The following is a 20,513-nucleotide window of genomic DNA, read 5'->3' as shown; positions in this document are numbered from 1 at the left end:
CCGGCGATAACGTTCGCACGCGGCCCATACATCCGAGATACCTATGAGCATCACCACGCCCAACGCCAATATGGCCGAACCGATTCATCTCACGGTCGGTACCGATTGCATCCACATGGGTGTGCCGGATGGTGAACTCATTTCGCTGAGCGCAATCGAAGCACTTCGCTTATCGGAACGTCTGCTTAAAGCCGCTGTGCTTCTGCAAGGGCGATCCGCTTCGTCACGTTAAACGAGGATTGGCGAACACCGAAACGCGATACCGAAAAATAGTACCAGATTAGTTCGTTCGCTTTTCCCAGTCGGTCGCTTCTAGGCATCCGTTCGCTGATAACGAATGTCCGCTATTGTGCGTTTGCGGACATTCGCCGGATCGCGGGGCCGGAACGTCGGATTGTGGTGGAAAGCGGACATCAGGCAATGCGGCCGTCAGGAGCCATCTTTGGGACGTGCAGGGCCGGATCGGGGTCCTTGCTCCATGCAAGAAGAAAGTCCCAGGCATGACGATCGTGGAGATGGGCGAACCAGCCAAGGCGCTGACGGTTGCTCCTGTACTGAAAAAGCAACTCCTCAACAGTGAATGGGACAGCGGCAAGCCGGTCGACGATAAGTCCTGCCCATAATTCCGCCGGCACTGGCAAGCCATGCTCAACCATAAAGCCTCTGAGTAATTCGTCGTTTGTCGAGAAGTATCCCGTGAAGGCCCCACGGAATATGCCGGCCTCATCACCCGGTTTATGCTTCAGCAGCCATGTTCGAAGCGCTGGAATCTCCAACCCTAAAACACCGCAATAAACGAACCCCCACGTCCGCCGGTAAGGAGATGGCGAAAAGTACGGCACTACCTCGGGTCGGGATAGCTGCCAAACCTTATCACCCTTCGGAAAAAGCGACTGTTTGGTGAGGCCCGCTTCGGCTAACGCCGCTCCCACAGTCCCGCGCAATTGCTTGATGTCCATGTCTGGACTTTGCAACACGAAGCCTAGGTCCGCAATCGAGCGCTACCCGACCTTCTCATGTTCCAAGCCGGAGAGCAGGTCGGCAAGCTGCCGCCTACGCAATGGCGCATAAGCCGGGTCTTCTGCACGAATGTCGTCATCATCGGCCCAGTAGCTGAGGCCGTGCCACGCCTTCCGCTCCGCGCCCCGCAAATCGGCTGGCTCAGCGATCGCCGCGCCAAGCTCGTTCTTCGTCACGTCTCCGCCATCGATCACGCGTCGGAGGGCCGCGAGCAGGAAGGTGCGAGCGTCGGTCACAGCAGCAGATTGCTACATCGGCGCTCCCCCGGCAACGTCTGCAAGTGGGCGTTAGCGGACGTTTGCGGCGTCACGGGTTAGCCAGCGATTTAACCAAAGGCACGCTACCGTTATCGCGAATGGCGCAAGCAGCATCATGATTGCCCCACCCATGTCGACGCCGGAGCCATCTGGATTTCGCTGATAAGCGATACCTTTTTGGAGCCACCACCATGCCAACCAAAGAGAAACCCCAAGGCCTGCAAGCCAAGGGAGGACATGCTGGCGTGCCTGAAAAGCTAAGACCATCAGCGGCAAAGCAGTGAAGAGCGCGCTCCAAACGAATATGATCGGTTCATCAATGGCGATCGGTCTGCCAAGTGAATTGCTGAACATCAGCCTCTCCGCGCATTGAATACCGAAGCCTAGCACCGCGGCGAGCGCGACTAGGATTGGATGGCGGCGGAAGCGATACTCAAAGATCATCCACGGAACCTGCCGTAATGAATGAATGTCCGCAACTGGGCGTCAGCGGACTTTCGTTGGATGGCCGAGCGGAACTTCCGATCGTGGAGGAAAGCGAACATTCAACAAGGGGTGTCGGCAAACGGATAGGCAACCACTTGGACGTCGTCCTCATAGACGATGTAACCGGGGCGCGCGGTGCGGAGCATTATAACGCTCAAGCCGTAGGCTTGCAGCAATCGCTGATAGCTTTGCATCCGCCGGACGTGTTCGGCAGCGGTATCCCGAAACCAACTTATGGCTTGGGCCTTCGCATGCGGTCGCGCGGAAAGTGAGAAGCGAGTCGGCACCGCGAGATTTGCCTTGAACCAACCGTAAGTGGCGCGGAGTTCTTCAGCGTCACCCTCAGCCATACAACCGTCTCCGAGCAGGTCATCACCAGCTTGAAAAAGGCCTTGTCGCCGCCCAGAATCGCTGTCGATGTGACTGATGACAAAGCGGATGAACATAGTTGCTTTTAACATCTTCGATCGCCCGGCCTAGCGTCCGCTATTTAGCGTTTCCAGCCGGTCCGCTAAGTCAGCGTCTGCCCGGCCGATTGTGAACGTCCGGACGTGTTAGGGGGCGGACGTTCAGTCCACGACGTTGCGCAACAGTTCCGCGACCCTCTCCGGCCCACCTATCTTTCCATCGCTGCGGAAGACTTCGACCTCCGGCTCACGGTCTGCGAAGAATTCTACCTCCCAGCGCTCGCCGGGAAGCGCCACGTGCACCATCACCGCGGCCTCGCGAACCGAGCTTAGAGAATAGTGTGTCCGGCTCGCGTCAAGCTGGCGAAGGAAAGCGTGGATCGGGGTTGCGGTCATCATGCGTGCTTAGAGCCTCACCGTCGATGTCCGCAATTAGGCGTTTCGGGACATTCGTCGGTCGACAGACCGGACCGTCCGATAGTGGTGGAAAGCGGAACGACGTCGTCCTGTCTGGAACGGGTTTAGTTGTCGAGATCGGATCGCCGCATCCGGTTCACGACAAACCGGACTGTGATGAACAGCCCGAGAGCGATAGCCGTACTTGGAAGCAGAACAAATTGAACGAAGCCCTTCTTGCATTCAACGTCCGGGGCGCAATCGCCCAGAGCGTCAGCGATCAGGAAGATGTAAGAATAGCGGCGCGGTCACGAAAGCTGCGACGCCGCAGCCCCACTTGCTTCCTGCGGTACTACCGCCTTGATACCCCCTGTCGCCCACGGACCTATGCTGAACGACCGGCAGGTTTCGGGCAAGGGGCGTCCGTGGCGCTATGTCCGCAATTGGGCGTTTGCGGACATTCGCGCGATCGTCCTGCCGAACGTCCGGGCTTGGTGGAAAGTGGACGTCAGAGAGTTAGGTCCACGTGCTCCACGACACGTCCATCGCCGTTCGCAGGCGCAAACACGAATTTGAATGAAGCGTCGGAAAGCGAAATGCGCTCAGTCCCGCTCGAGCTGGTGATGATCGCCTGGTCGAACGGCTGTTGCGATGAGGATAACCTTACCACCCGCATTGGCACATCATGCCCGGCCGTTGCCGCGAGATAAGCGTTGCAGTCGACGGGTGGCACGTCCCAGCCGTAAGGCACGGTGCTGATCAGCGAGAGCCCGTCTTCGCCTACAGCAGCATATTCACAGGGCTCGGAAACAAGCGTCATGAACAGCACCGATGCTACCCGTTCCCAATTATCGTGCTGCTCCTCCTCCGACCACGGAACAAGGGCCGCATCCATTGTCGGCACCAACCCCCGGCATCCCTTCGCGAAGTTTCGCACGAGGTCGGTCACACTCACTAATGTGCTTGCGTCTTGATGCATGTTCCGTGTTGCTCCGGCCTCGTTTTACCCGTTGTGGCTTGTGACGATAATGCCCGCAATTGGGCGATTGCGGCCATTCGTCGATCGTTCAACGGGAAGGTCCGGGTTTGGTGGTTAGCAGGCATAGGGCAGTCTTGGTCAGACACCCCCGCTCAACATCATTCCACACCCCAGAAGCGCAATCAGAATTGCAGACATCCATGCGTTCAAACAGAATACAACCAAACGTGATTGACGAATGGTATAGATCGCAACTTCTGGAAGAACCACGCCAGCCATAATCAAGCCCAGTGAGCCGCAACGATACCAGAACTCTTGCTCACGACTCTGGAAGGGAAGCTGTTCTATGAGTGCGACGCAGAACCCTATGAAAATCGCGTTGACGATGAGCATTGTCCACGCGTCTCCAACGTCTTTAGCTGGTTCCTGCTCAGTCTGCCCCGCCGGTTCCATTCGAGCAACGTGGCAGGGTCTGGGAACGTCCGCAACTGGGCGTTTGCGGATGTTCACCGGTCGGCGGGCCGAAACGTCCGATGGTCGTTAGCGGAAGTTCGCTGATGACGGCACGGCTGCGCTGCGCTTCTCCGAGATGATCTGCCTCAACATGTGGCGGACCTGTTCGACGGTAACGGTCTCAAGTTGTGCGGTCGGTATCGACTGCACCTCCGATAGGGAAGCGTTGGTCTCCCGGACATAGTCGTTTTTCATGAGAGCGATGCTTGCCGCACGAAGCTGGACGCAGTCCTTCTCGGCTGCAGCGATGGCCGCTTCTGGGTTCTCAGTCGCTGCTGCTTTAAAAACTTTCTCGGCGGCACAACGAACATAAGGATACTCGCTGGCCGTCCCGGCAGCAGCCCAACTCTGAAGTAGCATGATCAGGACCAGCATAGGACCTCCACTGTTGTCCAACACGCGGATTACACCATGCCGCTGATGTCCGCTATTGGGCGTTTCCGGACATTCGCCGGTCGGTCCCACGAAATGTCCGGGTCTGGTGGAAAGCGGACGTTGTTGTTTCGACAAAGTAGCGTCATGGTTCGGAGAGTGAAAACCTACGTTTGGAAGTGGCCGGGGCGACGCGACCTGTATCTGGCGGCTGGCATCCTAGCGAGCAAGAATGGATGCGGCGATTGGGTGCAGTGGGCGTCCGATACGCTGATCCAAGACTTGGACTTACACGGAGACCCCCGGCAGGGCGTGGGTTCTTGGCTTGCTGCCGACGAGGGTGACATCGTGAATGAGTTGGGCGAATGTTTGTGGCGTATTGTCGGACCCGACCCATTCAGCGCTGCCATGAAAATAGCGGCGGAAGGTGCTGCACTCCGGTCGATTGCTTCGAAGCTCGTCGAGCGCATGAAGGCGAACGGACGCGCAGTGGGCTGAACGTCCAATAATGGCGGTTTGCTGACCCGCCGGTTTCGCAGCCGGAGCAGCCGATTTGGCTCCCCGCAGCTGACGAGGAGCCGAAGACGGCTACACCTCGATGCCCTCTGCCAACGTCAGGGCATCCTCGACGTCGACGCCAAGGTAGCGCACGGTGCGGGACTTTCAGAACAAGCTGGTCTGCCAGCGGTGCGGGTATCGCGGGTGGTCGTTTATCAGCCCGGCAAGTCGGGGCTAAGCTTCGTCTGTTCCGCGCTCCGGGGGGTCCAGGACCCACGTCCCCCGCACTACTGTGGCCTTCACGCCGCAGCAGCGGCCGACCGCGCGCAGGGGCTGACCCTCGGCTGTGAGGAGGATCTGCCACTCATGGCCGAGTTCATCGCACGTCATCGGCGGCGGGAGTTCGTCTTTCACGAGCCGAACATACTGAACTCGCCCGCCTTTCGATAGGCCGAGCGAGGTGCCGTCTCGCCGATCAGTTAGCGCTCCCAGCCTCTCCGACGTTACCCGGTCTAGGCGCTATCATTGCCGAAAACGGCCGATACCGCTTATGACAGGGCCGAACCTTTGACGATGTTGTGCAATAACGTCTCGTGCGCCAATCTTCGCACTTAACCGGCATTTCAGGCGAGGGGTTGTCCTGGTCGAAGCGTGGAGACTTTAAGTGACGGACGCGAACGACAACATGACCTTGTCAGCCAGCCTTCGCGGGGCCATCGACATGTGCCGAGGGGCGCTGGAACACGGCTTTGCCTATGCCGACATGGAAGGGCTGCTAGCGCATGCGATGCCGTGGCTCCCGTCGGCAGGTCATGCTGAACTGGCGTTGCTGATCGGTGCAGTCCTGAAACGCAGTGGCGAATGGGATGAAGCCTCGTCGTTTCTCGTTCACCAAGCGGACCGCTTCGACCTGGTACCGGACTTGAAATATGAAGCGGCGCTGGTTTCGATCGATGCCGGGCGTCACGACCGCGCCCGCATGCTGTTCAGTGCGCTTGCAGCGCAGCTGGACCAGCTCTCGCCACGCCAACTTCGCGGCATATGGCGAGGGGCCTCAATGGTGGGCCAGTTCGACATCGCTCTGGCTGCGATCACTGCCCCGGCCGGCCGATCAGGATTTTCCATATCGCCGCAGCTAATCGACCGTATTCGAACGGCAGCCGAGGTCCAGCAAAGCCTCGACCAGCCGACGATAAAAGTCGTGTCCATCGGGGACAATTGCTTGCCGTGGATGGTCGCCAACCGATGGGGCCTGCGCGCAGATCCGGGCGCGGACCATGAACAGAGCGTCTTCAACCTCGCGCAATGCGCGCCGGAAACGCCTTCGAACTTGTTCGCATCCGGGCTGCAGTCGCTTCTGGACCCCACCCAGCTTGCAACCTTTCCGACCGACATCGGAACGCCGCTTCCTTATCATGTGTCGAGCGGCTTCCAGTTCAATCACGAACAGGGGACGGCATGGTGCGCCAACGACTACCAAGCCCTACGGTCTAAATACGATGGCGCCATCTCGAACTTGAACGATGCCTTCGTTGGCCGCGCACGAATCTTCGTCCACTATCGTGAAAAATCCGGCGATATGAACCGCCTAATCGCGACGCTTGCTGCGCTCAACAAGGACCAGAACTACCGTATCCTAATCATAGATCCCCATCGAGATACCACCGAGCCGGTATCGCAACCGCATGCAACCATGAAGCGGATCGCGTTGCCCGCCGCGGAGTATGTCTGGTTCAAGCCCGAGGATTATGAGAGTATTCCGGGGATCGAATTTGAGCGGCAGATCGCAACAGCCATCCTAAATGAAATGGCGATATTACGCGGTTGATACGCATCGGTCTCATGCCCGCCTCTAATGCGAGGTTTGCTGTCCGGTCCTGTCTTGGCTGGACAGCTCTTCGACGCGGGTCGCTATGCGCTCCCAGGTCTCAGCACCTGCTCTGTTCCCCGCCCATGTGAGATTGCAAATCCGCTCATCGATATAAGCCGTGGCGTGTTTGCCATGATTGCGCATGTAATGCTGCGCAATGATTGAGATCTGCCAATCTGCTAGCTCAATTGTCATCATTGGTCCATTCGTCGGTCGACTAGTATAGTATCTAGGTTGTCTTCGCGTCCTCGATCGCTTCTACCTTGTATCTCGGACAGATGGGAAGCGTCGACGTCAGCGTCTCCATGCCCCGTCGACGCAACCGGATGCTTGGTCACCGCGCCTCTAAAACAACGATGTCCTGAAAATCGTGAATACCGCCAGCGACAACGTTCAAAACGTTAAAATACTCACCCCAGACGCGTTGGAGATAATTTCGGTTAGAGAAGGTTATGCCATATTCATAAGCTTCTGAGGAGAGATGTGCCATTTGATTATAGAAATGAAACCCGGACCCGTCAGCTAAGGAGGTCAATGCAAGCTCGAGTTCCTCCCGCGGTGTATTCATCATCTGGAATATCCGCTCTTCATTAACCGCGCGGCTGAGGGCGCGGTAACCGTGAACGGTCAGGAGAAGTGTGCCGCCCGATTTGGTAACACGCTTAAGTTCGCTAAGGTAGAACCGCTGATCGGCTTCGTTCATGTGCGTAAATACAGAAATGCTTACCACGCAATCGAAATGGTTGTCTGGGAATGGCAGCGGCTGCCGAGGGGTTGTCTGGTATGCCTCCACATACGGCAGTGCCCCCTGCATCCATTCAATGCTCTGCTGGTGGACGTCTACGCCGACGTATTCACCGCTGAATCCCTTGAACATGCGAGCCAGCCTGCCGACACCGCAGCCAAAATCGAGGATCCGCGCGAACTTGTTCAGCGGTACCGGGGATGCTGCCGACAGAGCGCGGCTGCATGTCACGCCATGCTCGGTGAACGCAATCTCAGTCCTCTCAGTCGTCGTGAGTTCCATGAGATCAGCGGGTGGAAACGCCGAAACATACTGCCGACCCTCCTCATCAAGCAAGCCGGGCCCTTTGTTAAAGGCAAGCCAGGGCTCGAGCTCCCCCGCCATGCCAGCCTTACCAACGTCTGCGTCTGCATGAGAAAGCGTCATAAGTGGCTGCTCTTCTTGTTGGGGTGTTCACGGAAATTGTCGCATCAGCCGCAATGGCGCAACCGACCTTGATGAAATTCCAATGTGGACGATCCAAAGGACTTGCCACTGATCGTTAGTCTTGTCGTCCGCCTATCGGCGAGATCAGAGGTCCATGTTGCGCCGCTCCATCTCACCTAGCGTCAGCATTTGCTCGTTGGTGGGTTCGCCGTTGACCGCGTCCCAGAGCGCCCGCAGTTCGGTCTCGGACATCGCCATCAGACGGTCTTCATATGCGGTGGTCTCGTGGTCGGTCATGGTCACGCTCCTCGCCCAAATGGAATGCTGCGGGGATGACAGGCGCTCGTCAAGCGCGTGAGGGCCTGAGGATGCCCGTATGGGGCAGGGGGAGGGTTTCCGAGGCTGTCACGGGTCCTCCCTGCGGGTTTTCGACGTCTCGCGAGGTTTTCGATCGATTTTTATGTTTCTGATCGACCAAACTTGCGACCGGGATTGAATCATCTTCGAGTTCGCGGCCGGCGCTGCGCACTTTCGACGATCCGGCCGACTTCGCGCGCCATCGAGCGCCACCGAACAGCAGCGTCGTGGTCGCCATCACGCTTCGCCGCCGGGATCGCTTGGTGGAAATAGTCGCGCACCTCACCGCCGTGCAGACGGATCAGTGCGAGGGCGTCGAGCCAGCGCTGCTCGATATCGACGATCGGCTGCGCGCCGGCCGCTTCGAATAGCTCGACGCCGATGCCGGAGTAAACGCGGGCCCTGCGACGGTCCCAGCTGGCCTCGCCAGCATCGATCGCATCCTATTGGGCAAGGTTCCGATTAGCGCGCCACTGCCCGATCGACTTGCGGAACCGTACGGGCCGGTACCGCGTCACGTCTCTGCCCCAAGTCGTAACGCTGAAATGAACGTCCGATTGTGGTGGATAGCGGACGCTCACTCGACGTCGCTGTTCTCCCACACGAGCCGGGCGGTGCGTGGCTCATAGCAGTAGGTCGGCTCGCCCCCCACGTCACCTGCGCTGAGTGCGAAATTCACGCAGGACATTGAGGGAAAGTTGATTACTTGGACGTGATAGGGTGACATCGCCTTCTCGACCGTTCCACCATTCTTTAGCGACCACCGGCGAATTGCGTCTTGTACAATTGGGGAGCCTCCCAACCTTTCCCGTGACTGGGCGATCACCGCAGCTTTGGCAGCCCGGATGTGATCCACTTCAGAGGCATGTTGTCTTGATAGCCCGAGCGCGTATCCGGCTACCGCAGACGCCAACACTATCGCAATCAAGCCAACAGCACGGGTCGTAACAGATCGCTGCGTCATGAGCTGGATGGTGCCAGCAAATCTGAATGACTGCTACTGGGCGTTAGCGGTCATTCCCTAATTAGCGTGCCGAAATTCGGATCGCGGTCAACAGCGGGCGTGACACTCAACACGCGATCTCCGGCGGAACATGCGCTTCCCACGCTGCTCGGGGTGTGGACAACGTAGAGGGATAAACATCAGCATCATCCTGCCCCGGCACGCTAAATCGCAGAACGGCAAACCGGACACGGTCAGCATCGACACCCTCGTGTCGAAGCCGTCGCGCAATCGTCATTTTGCGCCGCTCAGCGAGTTGACGCGCCGGTCCGTCGATCTGTCCCGGAACGGTAGGAGTGACCGTGATCCAGCCAGAACGCCACAGCGGAACGTTGATGTTCGCGATGTATGCGCCGATCACCTCCTCGGTACGCGTGTCTAGACGAGCGGTGCCGGGAATAAAGCCAAACAGCGGTCCGCCCGGACAGGTCTGGGCGTCCGCCGGTATAGAGGGGGTTGTGACTAGGAGAAGGGCGAGCAGAGCAATCACTGGGCTACACTCCTTCAGGAATTGAATGTCTGCAACTGGGCGACCGTCAGCACCCGTTCGCATCGACTTCGAAGACGATGGGCTTTCCTCGGGAGATTGGCTCCCATCCCGCCGCCAGAGCCGCACGAACCCCGTTTTCGACAATTTGCTGGTTGACGCGCGGACGACGAAGCTGGGGCTGCAGCTTCGATCGACGCGCCGATGGCATCGGAAACTCTAGAACTGCTTCTCGTTGGGCATCATGCATCCGAACGATGATTGTCATGCCCCTCCAACCATCGACGGTGCACCACTGCGGTTCGCGCTGAAGGACCCACTCATACTGGATGCCGTCAATCTCCACGGTGCCACTCAAATCACGGGTGTGAAGCATGCGTGGTACTACCATCTCAGCGAACGCTTACAATCATCGGGGCGCTCGGCTGGGCAGTTGATCGAATGTCCGCTTACGCCCAAACCTGGACATTCCCGATCGACGATCGTTGATCGGGAATGTCCGGGCGTGGTGGGGAACGGTCGAGCTGCTATTGTGTTGGCGATCGGGCCAAGGGGAGGTTCAGTCGAGCGGGGGACTCCAAGGCTCAATTGCCGTCGCTGGATATATTTGAACCGAACCCGGTTCATAGTGGCTTTCAATCGCGTAGCCGAGAGCAGTTAAGTCTGTGCGATACCAACCTACTATCTTGCCCCTCCATGACGCACGGCCCTTCTTTGCTGCATACTCGCCCATCTGGAAGCTGGCGTCTGAGGGCCAAGAGTCATCATTCATCACGGCTCCGATCGATATGGCGGCACGATCTCAATCGCTATGGCGTCCGCACGCATCTGTCCACGCAAACAAGTGACAACTATTGGGCCGCTGCGGTTCGGTGAGGAAGGTCGCAAAGCGGGCGGTAGCGGACAATCCAGCTTTTCCGATCAACGATCCTTCGTGGGAAATCCAGACGAAGGGCGAGGTCTGTTGAGAAGATTAATACTGCTCGGCTTCCTATCCTTGGTTCCATTCGTAAACGTGGACCGGCATACCGCTCGACGGATGAAGGCCTTTATCTACAAAATTCAGTCCTTCGGCTTCGTAAAATCTTCCTGCCCGTTCATTCGTCGCAGTCATTCGCAACCGAAAGCCCGTGGGCATCGCGCGCTTCGCAACCTCCAACAACACACGGCCTACGCCCTTTCCCTGTTCGTTAGGCACGACGAAAATCTGATCGAGCACCGCATCTACAGGCTTGAGAGCAAGCAGTCCGACCACGCGATCAGCACGAAGGGCGACATAAAGCTGCCAACCTGCTTTGAACTCTTGTGCGACACGGCGGCGCATTAGCTCCAAAGGAGGGACATAGGGGTGTCCGTCCATGTTTAACGCGCTTTCCCGCCAGACCTCAGCTGCGGCGTCTAGGTCCACGTCAGCCGCTGGCCTCACAACAAGATCCGGTTCTACCACGGAGGGAGCTTACGCACGTTCCCGTGCGCCGCAATCTCGTTTTGCACCCTATACCGTCGTTCCCAAAACTCGATCGAGTTTTCGGGAACGAGATCGGCTTCTCAAAACTCACGTTGGGTGTGGGAATGAGAGGCCGTCGATGCGATCACGACTGGCAAGCGCTAGGTAAGTTAACTGCCTTTGCCCCTGGCCGCCACTTCATCAGCCATATCTACGCGACCATCAGCGCGAAGACCGCGCTCGACCCCGATCCGGTTCGGCTCCGGCTGGTTCTGACTCGCCTTCCACTTCCCTTCAATCCGCTCGATCGGGATTTCGAGGCCAACGATGCCTTTCATCTGCCCTGCGATGAAGTCTGCGGGAGCGTCATCCGGGCTCCACGGTTCAGCGCGTCCGCATTCATGGATCGAAGTCAGCTCATCGATCTGATTGCGCAGCCAATCCCGGTCTTCGATCACCATCGGCGTGCCGCGCACCTGCACGATGACGTAATTCCAAGTGGGAACAACCTTTCCATGCTCCCTCTTGGTCGCATACCACGAGGGGCTGATGTAGGCCTGCGGCCCTTGGAAGATCACTAAAGTAGGCGATCCGTCCCGCAATTGAGCCACCTGTTCATTTGCTCTGGCTAGGTGCGCCCGCAGCACATCACCCACAGAATCAAGGGTGAATGGCACGACATTCGCTACCAAGCCCGGCGAGCCACAGGTGACGAGCGTGCCGAGCGGATGCGCTCGTATCGCATCGTGGAGAATGTCGCGACGATCTTCGCGAAAGGCGGGAGGGCGGTACATAACCGCTTACATACGGCAGGCGCTCTGCATCTGCTATCGTGACGCTCCCTGCCGATCGGGCTTTCCCAGTTGGGATGGTATTCCGGGAAAGGGGTCAGCAAGCTGCGGCAGATCATACGAGATGCGACCAGCAGAGGAAGCATCCTGACCCTTATTCGGTGAGACCGAACAAGCGATCGGACCATGCATATATCATCCGATCGCAAGCCCCGTCGCGGATCGCTACGCAAATGAATGTCGTTCTCTCGTTAGGAAACCGCTGCGCCGCGACACTCATCCCGTATCCAAAACCGCCATGCCCCCAAATCGGATGCTTGCCCGCCTGGGCGACGAAGCCGAGGCCATACCAACCCTTCTCACTTGGTTCGGTGGCCATCACGCGTGACTTGGCAGACAGTAACACGTTCGAACTGAGCGCGGTGAAGAAGCGCAGCATGTCGGTTGCGCTGGCAACACCGCCTCCGGCAGCCGATCCACGCCAAGGGAGAACTGCGGTGGACGCGATGGGCTTAGGCTCGGCTTCGAAGAAGGTGGAGTAACCGACTGGAACGTCCTTGATGTGCTGCAAGTCCGGGAACGACGCGTGCGTCATCCCGGCAGGGCCGAATACGTGTTGCTGGATGTAGTCTTGATAGGTCTGGCCCGACACCCGCTCGATCACCGCACCAAGTAGAATAAACCCATAATTTGAATAGTCGAACTTGCCGCCCGGCAGAAAGGCTGGAGGCCGGTTGCCATTGAGTTTGATATAATCGTCGATCGTGCGGACCCACCCCCGGTTTGCCGTATCCTCGCGTTGCAGAACGCCATCTTCGCCGGTGCCGCCGCGATGACCAAGCAGCTGCCTTATTGTCACTTTTGCCATGTCCTTGTTCGGGTAGTCGGGGACATAGCGAGAGAGGGGCGCATCAAGCACGACCTTCCCTTTCTCGATTAGCTGAAAGATGCCCACCGCCGTGAACATTTTGCCGGCCGACGCCAGAAACATCGGCGTATCGGCCGTTATGGGCCGTTCATCATCCCGGTTGAAGGTCCCGACGGAATAGGTCCACGGCGCTTGGCCGTCCTGGGCTACGATGATCGAGCCAGCGAATGCATCCGATGCCGCCAACCGCTGGACGATGTCACGCGTGGCGGTAAGCGCGCGCGCTTCGGGCATTGCGAAGGGCTGAAGGTTGAACTTCTCTAGCGTCTTGCCGTCGGCAGCGACCGAGAATGACACGCGGAAAAGCGCCGGGAAACAGCGTTGGACCAGTAGGGCGCGAAACGCTTTGTCGCTCTTGTCCTCGACCCGCGCCAGATCGAACCCACAAGTTTCCTCGCGCAGATTACGGGCGGTCAACGCATCGGCATCGCCAAGATGTTCGCCATAAAATTTCTGGATCGCCGCCTTGTCGCCCGCGTTGAACGTCGCCAGCCAGTTTTTGAATTGCGTTGTCGCGGGCTCCGCATGAGCCGCATTTAAAGGTGAAAGCAGGGCAATAAGGGCAAGAGTTGCTCTGGTCATTCTGTTTCCTTCCGCGAGCCTTCAGGATGTCAGTCTGACATGCAGATTACGATTACAAAAAACTCGTACGCAAAATATTTGGCGGGTGCGCATTGCGCCAGAATTGATCTTTAGATGTTTTGTGTCGTGGGATCACCCGATCCAGCCACTCAGCTAAGCCGGCGAACTCCGTTACAGCGCATCTCCCTGTAGACAGCCGAGCGTTCCCGCAAACGAACGTTGAATGGGAATCCTGCCTTTGGAAGACCCCAAAGGCTCACCGATTTTCTCGAAACCTGTTCCCGATTACGTTGTCTCGAAACTACCCATCAGACATGGCCAAATGGGAAAGCGATCATGTCGCGTAAGTCCTAAGTTTCGGACGTCTCGAATGTCGGCACTTTTGCGACAGCGGCGTAGCGTCAGGCTATGATCGCGAACGTCCGGGTTTGGTGGGAAGCAGCGGGTCAGGTTTATAGACGAACCTTAATTGCCGATCGTTAAAGAGGCTGAGCAGGGAACATCCTGGCTTACCGGTCAGCCGTTATAAAAACATAGTCTGGTTGCACGGCGGCATCCGTGAAGAGCATGGTCCGCGGCTCACCTCGGCGTGGCGGCTCTTGGTCGTCGTCGTGGACAAGGTAGCCCACAATGCACTTGCTTCGCCCTGCCGAACGATAGCCGCGCAACTTTATACCTACCCGACCGTGAAGATGCGACACGGTGTCTGAATAGAGGATCGATTGATCCGCTGAAACCTCACCGCACAAAGTGAGCCGATATCCAACGAAAGCGGGTAGATCGTCCCGCACAGCGTCAATGGTAGGATGATTGCCGGCCGTAGCCGCACCGAGCAAAAGGAACGTGGCTATGATCGTCATAAGGCCGGCAGCCTATGGCCGAATGAATTAGTGGCCGCAATGAGGGGACCGGCTAGAGGCTGTTCGGAATCGTCCGCTAAGCCTCCCGACCGTCCCGATTATGATCGTTCAACGGGAACGTCCGGTTGTGGTGGAAAGCCGACGTTCTGTTTTTGAACGCTCTTGCGGGAACGCAACCTTCGATCGCATACGCTGACGCGATGGAAGGCATGACCCAGTTCAACATACGTGATGAGCAGGGTCTGCTATTATGCCCTGCATGCGGCTATCCGGACTTCTCCTACGCCCCCACATATTTTGACCGTGGCGGAGAACGTATGGTGATCTGCCCGTGCTGCCTTTGGGAGCCGGGTTATGACGATGCAGACGCCCATACCGCAGCCGATGTTCTCACTGCGCTGCGCAATTATCGAACGGGGTGGTCCGGCTCCGCCTCTTGGATCTCGCCGAACGATCCGCCTTGTAATTGGGACGGTCAACGGCAGCTTTCGCATCTTTTCGAGGTCGCACCTAACGTCCGCTAGTCGCCGGTTGCGGACATGCCGCTTTCGGGCGTGCGCCTCGTTGATCGCGAATATCGCATTCTGGTGGAAAGTGGGCGTTCCGCTTACTGACTGGTGACGATTAGCTGCTGCAGCATTCGAGATACGTCGTTGTCCCGGTCGGGCTGTACAGGAAGCTCCATCCGATCTCGAACGACGCTTGTCAAATAGCCCGCGATCTGCTCCGCAGGGGTATTGGCTTTCAGCATTTTAAGCACTTGAGGGGCGTACATGTCGTACTCATCGGCAGCCTCCTCGACGCCTCGTACGCCGATTGGGTCCCAAGCCCAGTGTAGGACAATCCGGACCATCTGTAGGCTGGTATCTTCGCTCATCGCGCGACCCTACGATCTATACCGAATGTCTGAAAGTGGGCGTTAGCGGACGTTTCAGCCTTCCCACAAACGAACGGCTATCGAGACAGACTGGTGGGCCGCGGCAGTCGCGCCGTCTCATCTCGACCATTTTCCTAAAATCCGTTCCTGATTGGCTCTTCTCGAAATCGGCGAACAATGACGGAGAAACGGGAAAGCGGTTTGTTGCATATATTCATGCTTTTGCGACGGTTGGATTGCGCCAGGTGGTGGACTGCGACGCGACTTTCGAACCGGGCTGCCCGATAGGCGCCTTCCCGCAAACGATCGTCGAATGAGAAAGCCCACGGCAGCTCTTGAGACGCCAAGGCATCGCGCTTAACCAACGTAATCTGCTGAACTGCACGGGACGTGGGTTCACTCAGGCCGGCTTCCAGCAAGGCACCGTTGCTTGAAATATGCCGCGCGCCCAGGTGGCAACTTCACCATCGTTGCTCGACAGCGACAACGTAGCTGGCGCACCGCTGGGTTGCTTTACCCAGCCATAGCCACGCACCGTGTAGTCAGTGCCGTGGAGCATTGGTAGACGGATTGATGGTCGGGGTTGTAAAGTTTGCCTGATAGGACCGATGCCAAAGCGGATCGGCAACTGCTCAAGCCGCTCAAGCCAGTCGAGAATTGCCGGACAGTTGGTCGAATAGGCCCAGCGCTCGACCGGTGCTACAGTCAGATCTGACCCGACGGAAATTTTCCGTAGCGCCCAGTGCAGCTTGTTATTTCGGTACACGGTCACAACAGTCCCTCCCATGCAGAACGACTGTGTGGCAGTGACAATTATGGTTCCATAGTATTGGCTATCCGAGTTGGTCTCGGGTGGCAGCTTTGCCGTCGCGCTGTCCAGCCCAGCTTGCATTGTTGTGCAGCGATCTTCCGCGACCGGCCGCGGACGAGAGGGCAGCGTAAGTAATAAAGCCAGTAATAGCGGCATGACGTTCCTTTGACATACCATGCTACCCGCCGGCTCCATCGTAGCCTAGGGGAAATGCTGGGCTGCCATTCCCATTCAACGATCGTCGAGTGAGAAAGCCAAGTTAGGGTTGATCAAAGGACGGGCAATACTCAGTATATTGATCCAGATATCTAATATCAGACCTGAACCTCTCGCTTAATGAGGAACGCGCAAAGCGTCCAGCACGCCGTTGCTGTCAAATATGCAAGAAACAACATTGCGTTGAGGTCGACTCCAGAGAACCATGTAATAATGGAAGCGGCAAAGATCACAAATACGATTACATGCAACCATTTACGAAATAATAAACCACTTACTATAGAGACAACTATTACAAGCGGATTTATCATCGCGGAAAGTGTAATAAGCACTGTAAAACCTAGGAATGCCACGTGATCTCCTGATGTTCTGTATTAATACTACAATAGCTGTTCGGGGGTAATCTGTCCAATGGGCGTCTTACTACAATCGATCGTTCAGCGGGAAAGCTGGAATTTCTGCTAACGCTCACTACCGAACATACTGCCCGGATTAAGATGCTCCGCGGCCATATGGTGCCAGTGCATCTCCCAGAGGGAGAGTTGCGAGCCGAGCGCAAGCGCGCCAAGTGTCAGTTTAGCGGATCATGGTATTCATCGCTGGTGATCACCCCGTCACGATTGCGGTCGTAAGTCGCAAAGAGCTTTTCGATCTGCTCCCGGTAACCAGGAGCTCCTAAGTCGAACGCATAATCGGCCTTGCGTATCGCGAGGTCTGATGGTGCTGCCAGCAAAGGCGGACCTCCGAGGTCGCTCCGCCTTTTAATTTCCCGGCGGAGTTCGGGATCAAAGAGATAGTCGGGCAGGAATCGGCCCTGCGCCAGCATTTTGAACGGGCCCAACGGGCCCTGTGCCAGTTTCTCGAGTGGGCCCAAAAAGAGGACAGCATCTCCCTCTATTGCGGGAGGTTCCGGTCTAGGAAGGACAGGTCCTCTTGGTCCAGACCCGCCCGGCCGGGATCCGCCCGGCTCAGGTTCTAGAGGTGGCAGGGACAGGGTGAAGCATTCACGCGCTCCTCCGCCAGTCTCGTCTCGACTGCGGGTCGCCAACGCTGGTTGGGGCCAGATCGCTGTTACCTGAGAAAGCAAAGCAGCGCAGCCCGGGTACTGAAAGGGAGGAGCATACGGAAGGATGACGAACATCAAGCCTGGATGGGTCGCGTTTAGCTGACCCTTCAAAAAGGTTGGCACGCTGGCAAAATGGGCCGCTCCGTAGATGACGAGCGCCTTCTCGCCCTTCGCAAGTATCTTGTCCCGAATGAGAGTCGCCGGATAGCTGTCACGCGCGCTCCCGGCTGCCTGGATTTGGTCGCGGCTTGGAGCGGTCCAGTCGAGCGGCGGTTCGCCCAGCCATACTTTGATCTGTCGGTTAGGCCGTAGCGACTTGTTCAGATCGCGCACTGCGGCAAAGAACTTGGCGAAACCGACAAGGGCAGGAGGAGGAGCCCAGCCCACCGTGTCGTTCCAGACTTTTCGTAGCTCGACGTAGGGAACAGTTTCACCAGCCAGATAGCGGTCGATAACCTGCTGCTGACTGCTAGCGCCAAATTCGACCACCAGGTTGCGAACGTTACGCGCAAAGCGCGGGTCCCGCACGACTGCCGTGTAGAAGTCCATTTGCTCTGCAAGGCCGTGAGCGTCACCCAAGGCCACAACAGGGTACTTTTCAAACGCCCTGAACATGCCGTCGAGCGCTGGCTCGACCGTCACGCCAACGGCTTTTACGGCTTGATCATTCGGGTGCGCAGCGCCTTTCGGCGGCGGAAGCTGTTGTGCCGTGGCCGGCACCTGGAGCGCCGCTAGAGCGGCAATCAGCATAATGGTTCGAACGCGCATCGCATCCTTCCCGGGCGAGCGATTGGCCGTCCTACCGTGGGCTATGCTATTTTGCATACTGAACCAATAGAATAAGTGTGTCGAGCTGCGGCCGCGCCGTCAACGTCCGCTTTCCACCAAATCCGAGCATTCATAATGCAAAAATCAAAGGTTTCGCATCAACGCATGGCTGATTTCAGCCCGGCAAACATGTATCCCGTTCCTGATGTATGCGCTATGCGGCCCTGCCGCGTTATGTAATCATGAGAGCATGCCCAGGCTCGCTATCATTGCCGCCGCGCTCGTTCTGGGGATTATTGCGCCCTCAGCCGCGCAGGATGCCGGTCCCGCATACGATTTTCAGGATCGGACTCGCGCACTTGCATTTGACCCATCACGCTTTTTTCCTGAACGGTCCGAACCGGCGATGTCGATCCGATATATGGGAGACGATTACGGTTATCCCGTTTACGCGATTGCAGTTCGAAAAGGCTGCACCGACGCCGATCAAGGCGAGGCACGCCGGACATGTGGCGGGCGACTGGTAGCTCGAATGATCCGCTCGCCTTATGAGGGCAAGCCGCCAAGACCGCGAACGCGCGGGCAGAAACTTTTTGGCATGATCGCCCAAGCAAAGCCGCAAAGTGACGAGGCTCTGCTTCGGTTGCTCGACAACACGGGACTGGAGTGGTCCGAAGCCGACATTCGCAAATGCCCAGCTGCGATGATGCATCTCGCAACCGGTCGAGATCTCAAGTTCTCGTCGGCCATCGATCAATCTGGCAACTTTGCCCAAATCGTGTTGCACGCTGATACGATCTCTTTCGAGATTAATGATTACCTGATGCGGTCGCGCTACGAAGGCTGGCTAAGGTCGGGCAGTCCAGCCGCTTGGGCGGACGAATTCGCCAGCAGCTTAGAAACTTGCTGGAAGCCTTCTACGGCGACAGTCCCGTGGCGAATAATCAAGCATAAGTCGCGAGATTAGACGCACGCATCGTGGCGATCGAGCCATCCTCCGGATCTAAAGCCGAGGCATCCCGATAGCGCACAATCCGTCTGCTTTAGGGTTGAATATTAAAAGGGAGGCGGGATGGCTTTCTTAAAGCGAACCTTAACTATCCTACCGCCATCCAATACGATTCCAGCGTTCCAAGTCCCGCCTGCGAAAAGATATATGGCTTCCAGATCGTGTCCCTTTTCATCTTTCAGATCGGAATCTAATAAGGTGTCATCCAAAGCTTTAACGTAATTTCTTACGTAGCTGATGCTTGAGATCGGAAATTTCTGGATCGCAACGCGACCATTGGTGATTGGCGTTGTATACTTTTTTGATAGACCCTTCGCTTGGGAAGGATTCTTCCTGACATAGTCTCGCATGACACGAGCCTCTTGGTCGTCAATGCTAACAACAACCTTACGATCCCCGTTCATTCGTAAAGAGTTGAGCAAACGGAGAATCGCGAACGTCCGACCAGCTAGTTTTTCGTCCAGAGCAAAAAACTCGTAGCGTTTTGCTTCACATTGCGATGCTCCATTTTTTTGTACCGCCATCCGGTATAACTTCGTCAGCGACACAGATTTTGGTCGCGATGGTGGTAATTTTCGCTGAACGCGTAGCACAGGTTCTAACGTCACCACTGCCCTTGTCTTCTCGCAGAAATCGGGTTGCTGAGCAGGCTCTGCTGCAGAGAAAAGCTTGATTTCGCTTTCTTCGGGTAAATCTGGAGGGGGTGGAGGTAGCATTCCTTCAGGTCCAACAACCGCCTCTACAATAGGCGAATGACCAGCCTTGAGTAACGCATTGCCCAAGTCGGCTGGTGACATGCTACGAGCTTGCTCCAGGGCAACGGGTGGTGCATTATGACGGATATCAATTGTTGCTGCTAACATGATGAGCGTAAGCATATTATCCCCCTACATTTTAAAAACCGCGCGCAACAAATTTGCATATGAGGATGTATGTTACCACTCATTCCGTCTTTTCGACATCGGAAGACGCATCGGCTCGGGATCGCTCAACAATTGCGACAACGGTATTTTGCTAAGGCCTAGGTCACGCCGATCCAGCGATAGCTGCGCCCCTCCGCAATAAGCGCAAGCACTCCGGGTTGCGAGACGGTCGGACTTGGGACGGTCACCGGTTTGCCGCCCAAGCTTGCGACCCCGTGCTTTCGCCGCGGCGAGGCCGGACCGGACGCGCTCGCTGAGCATGTCTCGCTCGAACTGTGCGATGCCGGCAAGCACCGTCGCCATCATCCGTCCGTGAGGCGTATCGACCTCGAACGTCATGCCGCTCATCGCAACTCGGGCTGGACGAACGGGGAAAAATGTTCCGCTTCTGGCAGAAGGGTGAGGGACCAGCGATCGGG

General features: G+C 57.2%; 26 protein-coding genes. 3 read left to right on the top strand and 23 right to left on the bottom strand.

Features of this window, described 5'->3' with window-relative positions; all coding sequences use genetic code 11:
* Nucleotides 1-43: 43 nt before the first annotated feature.
* The gene (locus tag IEX50_RS06735; protein ID WP_157175067.1) at nucleotides 44-232 is read left to right on the top strand and encodes a hypothetical protein; all 189 of its coding nucleotides are present in this window, start codon (nucleotides 44-46) and stop codon (nucleotides 230-232) included.
* A gap of 181 nt (nucleotides 233-413) precedes the next feature.
* Here the strand turns inward: IEX50_RS06735 and IEX50_RS06730 are convergent, their stop codons facing one another.
* From IEX50_RS06730 to IEX50_RS06695, 8 genes are all read right to left on the bottom strand, one after another.
* Nucleotides 414-959, bottom strand: a complete 546-nt coding sequence (locus IEX50_RS06730) for a hypothetical protein (protein WP_157175068.1) — start codon at nucleotides 957-959, stop codon at nucleotides 414-416.
* Nucleotides 960-1,001: 42 nt separating this feature from the next.
* The gene (locus IEX50_RS06725) at nucleotides 1,002-1,256 is read right to left on the bottom strand and encodes a hypothetical protein (RefSeq protein ID WP_157175069.1); all 255 of its coding nucleotides are present in this window, start codon (nucleotides 1,254-1,256) and stop codon (nucleotides 1,002-1,004) included.
* 51 nt (nucleotides 1,257-1,307) lie between these two features.
* The gene (locus tag IEX50_RS06720; protein ID WP_157175070.1) at nucleotides 1,308-1,721 is read right to left on the bottom strand and encodes a hypothetical protein; all 414 of its coding nucleotides are present in this window, start codon (nucleotides 1,719-1,721) and stop codon (nucleotides 1,308-1,310) included.
* A gap of 101 nt (nucleotides 1,722-1,822) precedes the next feature.
* On the bottom strand, nucleotides 1,823-2,209 hold the full coding sequence (locus IEX50_RS06715) for a hypothetical protein (RefSeq protein WP_157175071.1): 387 nt from the start codon (nucleotides 2,207-2,209) through the stop codon (nucleotides 1,823-1,825).
* Between the two features lie 123 nt (nucleotides 2,210-2,332).
* Nucleotides 2,333-2,566: a hypothetical protein gene (locus tag IEX50_RS06710; protein WP_188699428.1), complete on the bottom strand. Its 234-nt coding sequence runs from the start codon at nucleotides 2,564-2,566 to the stop codon at nucleotides 2,333-2,335.
* Between the two features lie 508 nt (nucleotides 2,567-3,074).
* Nucleotides 3,075-3,515 (bottom strand): hypothetical protein, encoded by a 441-nt coding sequence (locus tag IEX50_RS06705; RefSeq protein ID WP_157175073.1) that lies wholly within the window; start codon nucleotides 3,513-3,515, stop codon nucleotides 3,075-3,077.
* Nucleotides 3,516-3,683: 168 nt separating this feature from the next.
* Nucleotides 3,684-3,998 carry a hypothetical protein gene (locus tag IEX50_RS06700; RefSeq protein WP_188699426.1) on the bottom strand — a complete coding sequence of 105 codons (315 nt, stop codon included), beginning with the start codon at nucleotides 3,996-3,998 and terminating at the stop codon, nucleotides 3,684-3,686.
* Nucleotides 3,999-4,085: 87 nt separating this feature from the next.
* Nucleotides 4,086-4,433: a hypothetical protein gene (locus IEX50_RS06695; RefSeq protein WP_157175075.1), complete on the bottom strand. Its 348-nt coding sequence runs from the start codon at nucleotides 4,431-4,433 to the stop codon at nucleotides 4,086-4,088.
* Between the two features lie 1,159 nt (nucleotides 4,434-5,592).
* On the opposite strand from IEX50_RS06695, the gene IEX50_RS06690 reads away from it, so the two are divergent.
* Nucleotides 5,593-6,756, top strand: coding sequence for a hypothetical protein (locus IEX50_RS06690; RefSeq protein WP_157175076.1), 1,164 nt, complete (start codon nucleotides 5,593-5,595; stop codon nucleotides 6,754-6,756).
* A gap of 24 nt (nucleotides 6,757-6,780) precedes the next feature.
* On the opposite strand, the gene IEX50_RS17795 is transcribed toward IEX50_RS06690, so the two are convergent.
* The 13 genes from IEX50_RS17795 to IEX50_RS06630 form a co-directional block, all read right to left on the bottom strand.
* Entirely contained in the window at nucleotides 6,781-6,942 is a 162-nt protein-coding gene (locus tag IEX50_RS17795; RefSeq protein WP_373285293.1) for a DUF6961 family protein, read from the bottom strand.
* Between the two features lie 190 nt (nucleotides 6,943-7,132).
* A complete protein-coding gene (locus IEX50_RS06685; RefSeq protein ID WP_157175077.1) occupies nucleotides 7,133-7,969 on the bottom strand; it encodes a class I SAM-dependent methyltransferase in 837 nt (278 codons plus the stop codon).
* Between the two features lie 144 nt (nucleotides 7,970-8,113).
* Nucleotides 8,114-8,266, bottom strand: a complete 153-nt coding sequence (locus IEX50_RS06680; protein WP_157175078.1) for a hypothetical protein — start codon at nucleotides 8,264-8,266, stop codon at nucleotides 8,114-8,116.
* Between the two features lie 49 nt (nucleotides 8,267-8,315).
* Nucleotides 8,316-8,564, bottom strand: a complete 249-nt coding sequence (locus IEX50_RS06675) for a hypothetical protein (RefSeq protein ID WP_157175079.1) — start codon at nucleotides 8,562-8,564, stop codon at nucleotides 8,316-8,318.
* 832 nt (nucleotides 8,565-9,396) lie between these two features.
* Nucleotides 9,397-9,819, bottom strand: coding sequence for a hypothetical protein (locus IEX50_RS06670; RefSeq protein WP_157175080.1), 423 nt, complete (start codon nucleotides 9,817-9,819; stop codon nucleotides 9,397-9,399).
* Between the two features lie 46 nt (nucleotides 9,820-9,865).
* A complete protein-coding gene (locus IEX50_RS06665) occupies nucleotides 9,866-10,192 on the bottom strand; it encodes a hypothetical protein (protein WP_157175081.1) in 327 nt (108 codons plus the stop codon).
* Nucleotides 10,193-10,375: 183 nt separating this feature from the next.
* On the bottom strand, nucleotides 10,376-10,588 hold the full coding sequence (locus IEX50_RS06660) for a DfrB family trimethoprim-resistant dihydrofolate reductase (RefSeq protein WP_157175082.1): 213 nt from the start codon (nucleotides 10,586-10,588) through the stop codon (nucleotides 10,376-10,378).
* Nucleotides 10,589-10,807: 219 nt separating this feature from the next.
* On the bottom strand, nucleotides 10,808-11,224 hold the full coding sequence (locus tag IEX50_RS06655) for a GNAT family N-acetyltransferase (RefSeq protein ID WP_184075037.1): 417 nt from the start codon (nucleotides 11,222-11,224) through the stop codon (nucleotides 10,808-10,810).
* Nucleotides 11,225-11,433: 209 nt separating this feature from the next.
* On the bottom strand, nucleotides 11,434-12,057 hold the full coding sequence (locus IEX50_RS06650; protein WP_157175084.1) for an FMN-binding negative transcriptional regulator: 624 nt from the start codon (nucleotides 12,055-12,057) through the stop codon (nucleotides 11,434-11,436).
* 151 nt (nucleotides 12,058-12,208) lie between these two features.
* Nucleotides 12,209-13,564: a serine hydrolase domain-containing protein gene (locus tag IEX50_RS06645; RefSeq protein WP_157175085.1), complete on the bottom strand. Its 1,356-nt coding sequence runs from the start codon at nucleotides 13,562-13,564 to the stop codon at nucleotides 12,209-12,211.
* Nucleotides 13,565-15,031: 1,467 nt separating this feature from the next.
* Nucleotides 15,032-15,301, bottom strand: coding sequence for a hypothetical protein (locus IEX50_RS06640; protein WP_157175086.1), 270 nt, complete (start codon nucleotides 15,299-15,301; stop codon nucleotides 15,032-15,034).
* Nucleotides 15,302-15,701: 400 nt separating this feature from the next.
* Nucleotides 15,702-16,268 (bottom strand): hypothetical protein, encoded by a 567-nt coding sequence (locus IEX50_RS06635; protein WP_157175087.1) that lies wholly within the window; start codon nucleotides 16,266-16,268, stop codon nucleotides 15,702-15,704.
* A 631-nt stretch (nucleotides 16,269-16,899) separates the two neighbouring features.
* The gene (locus IEX50_RS06630) at nucleotides 16,900-18,162 is read right to left on the bottom strand and encodes a hypothetical protein (protein WP_157175088.1); all 1,263 of its coding nucleotides are present in this window, start codon (nucleotides 18,160-18,162) and stop codon (nucleotides 16,900-16,902) included.
* A 250-nt stretch (nucleotides 18,163-18,412) separates the two neighbouring features.
* On the opposite strand from IEX50_RS06630, the gene IEX50_RS06625 reads away from it, so the two are divergent.
* The gene (locus IEX50_RS06625) at nucleotides 18,413-19,129 is read left to right on the top strand and encodes a hypothetical protein (RefSeq protein WP_157175089.1); all 717 of its coding nucleotides are present in this window, start codon (nucleotides 18,413-18,415) and stop codon (nucleotides 19,127-19,129) included.
* An 89-nt stretch (nucleotides 19,130-19,218) separates the two neighbouring features.
* Here the strand turns inward: IEX50_RS06625 and IEX50_RS06620 are convergent, their stop codons facing one another.
* Together IEX50_RS06620 and IEX50_RS06615 are read right to left on the bottom strand one after the other, a co-directional pair.
* A complete protein-coding gene (locus tag IEX50_RS06620; RefSeq protein WP_157175090.1) occupies nucleotides 19,219-20,049 on the bottom strand; it encodes a hypothetical protein in 831 nt (276 codons plus the stop codon).
* A 57-nt stretch (nucleotides 20,050-20,106) separates the two neighbouring features.
* A complete protein-coding gene (locus IEX50_RS06615) occupies nucleotides 20,107-20,397 on the bottom strand; it encodes a recombinase family protein (protein WP_229673799.1) in 291 nt (96 codons plus the stop codon).
* Nucleotides 20,398-20,513 lie beyond the last annotated feature (116 nt).

It is taken from the genome of Sphingomonas prati (genome assembly GCF_014643515.1).
GTDB lineage: Bacteria > Pseudomonadota > Alphaproteobacteria > Sphingomonadales > Sphingomonadaceae > Sphingomonas_R > Sphingomonas_R prati.
Note: the sequence above shows the minus strand (reverse complement) of the source record. Positions and strands in the feature narration are given on the sequence as shown.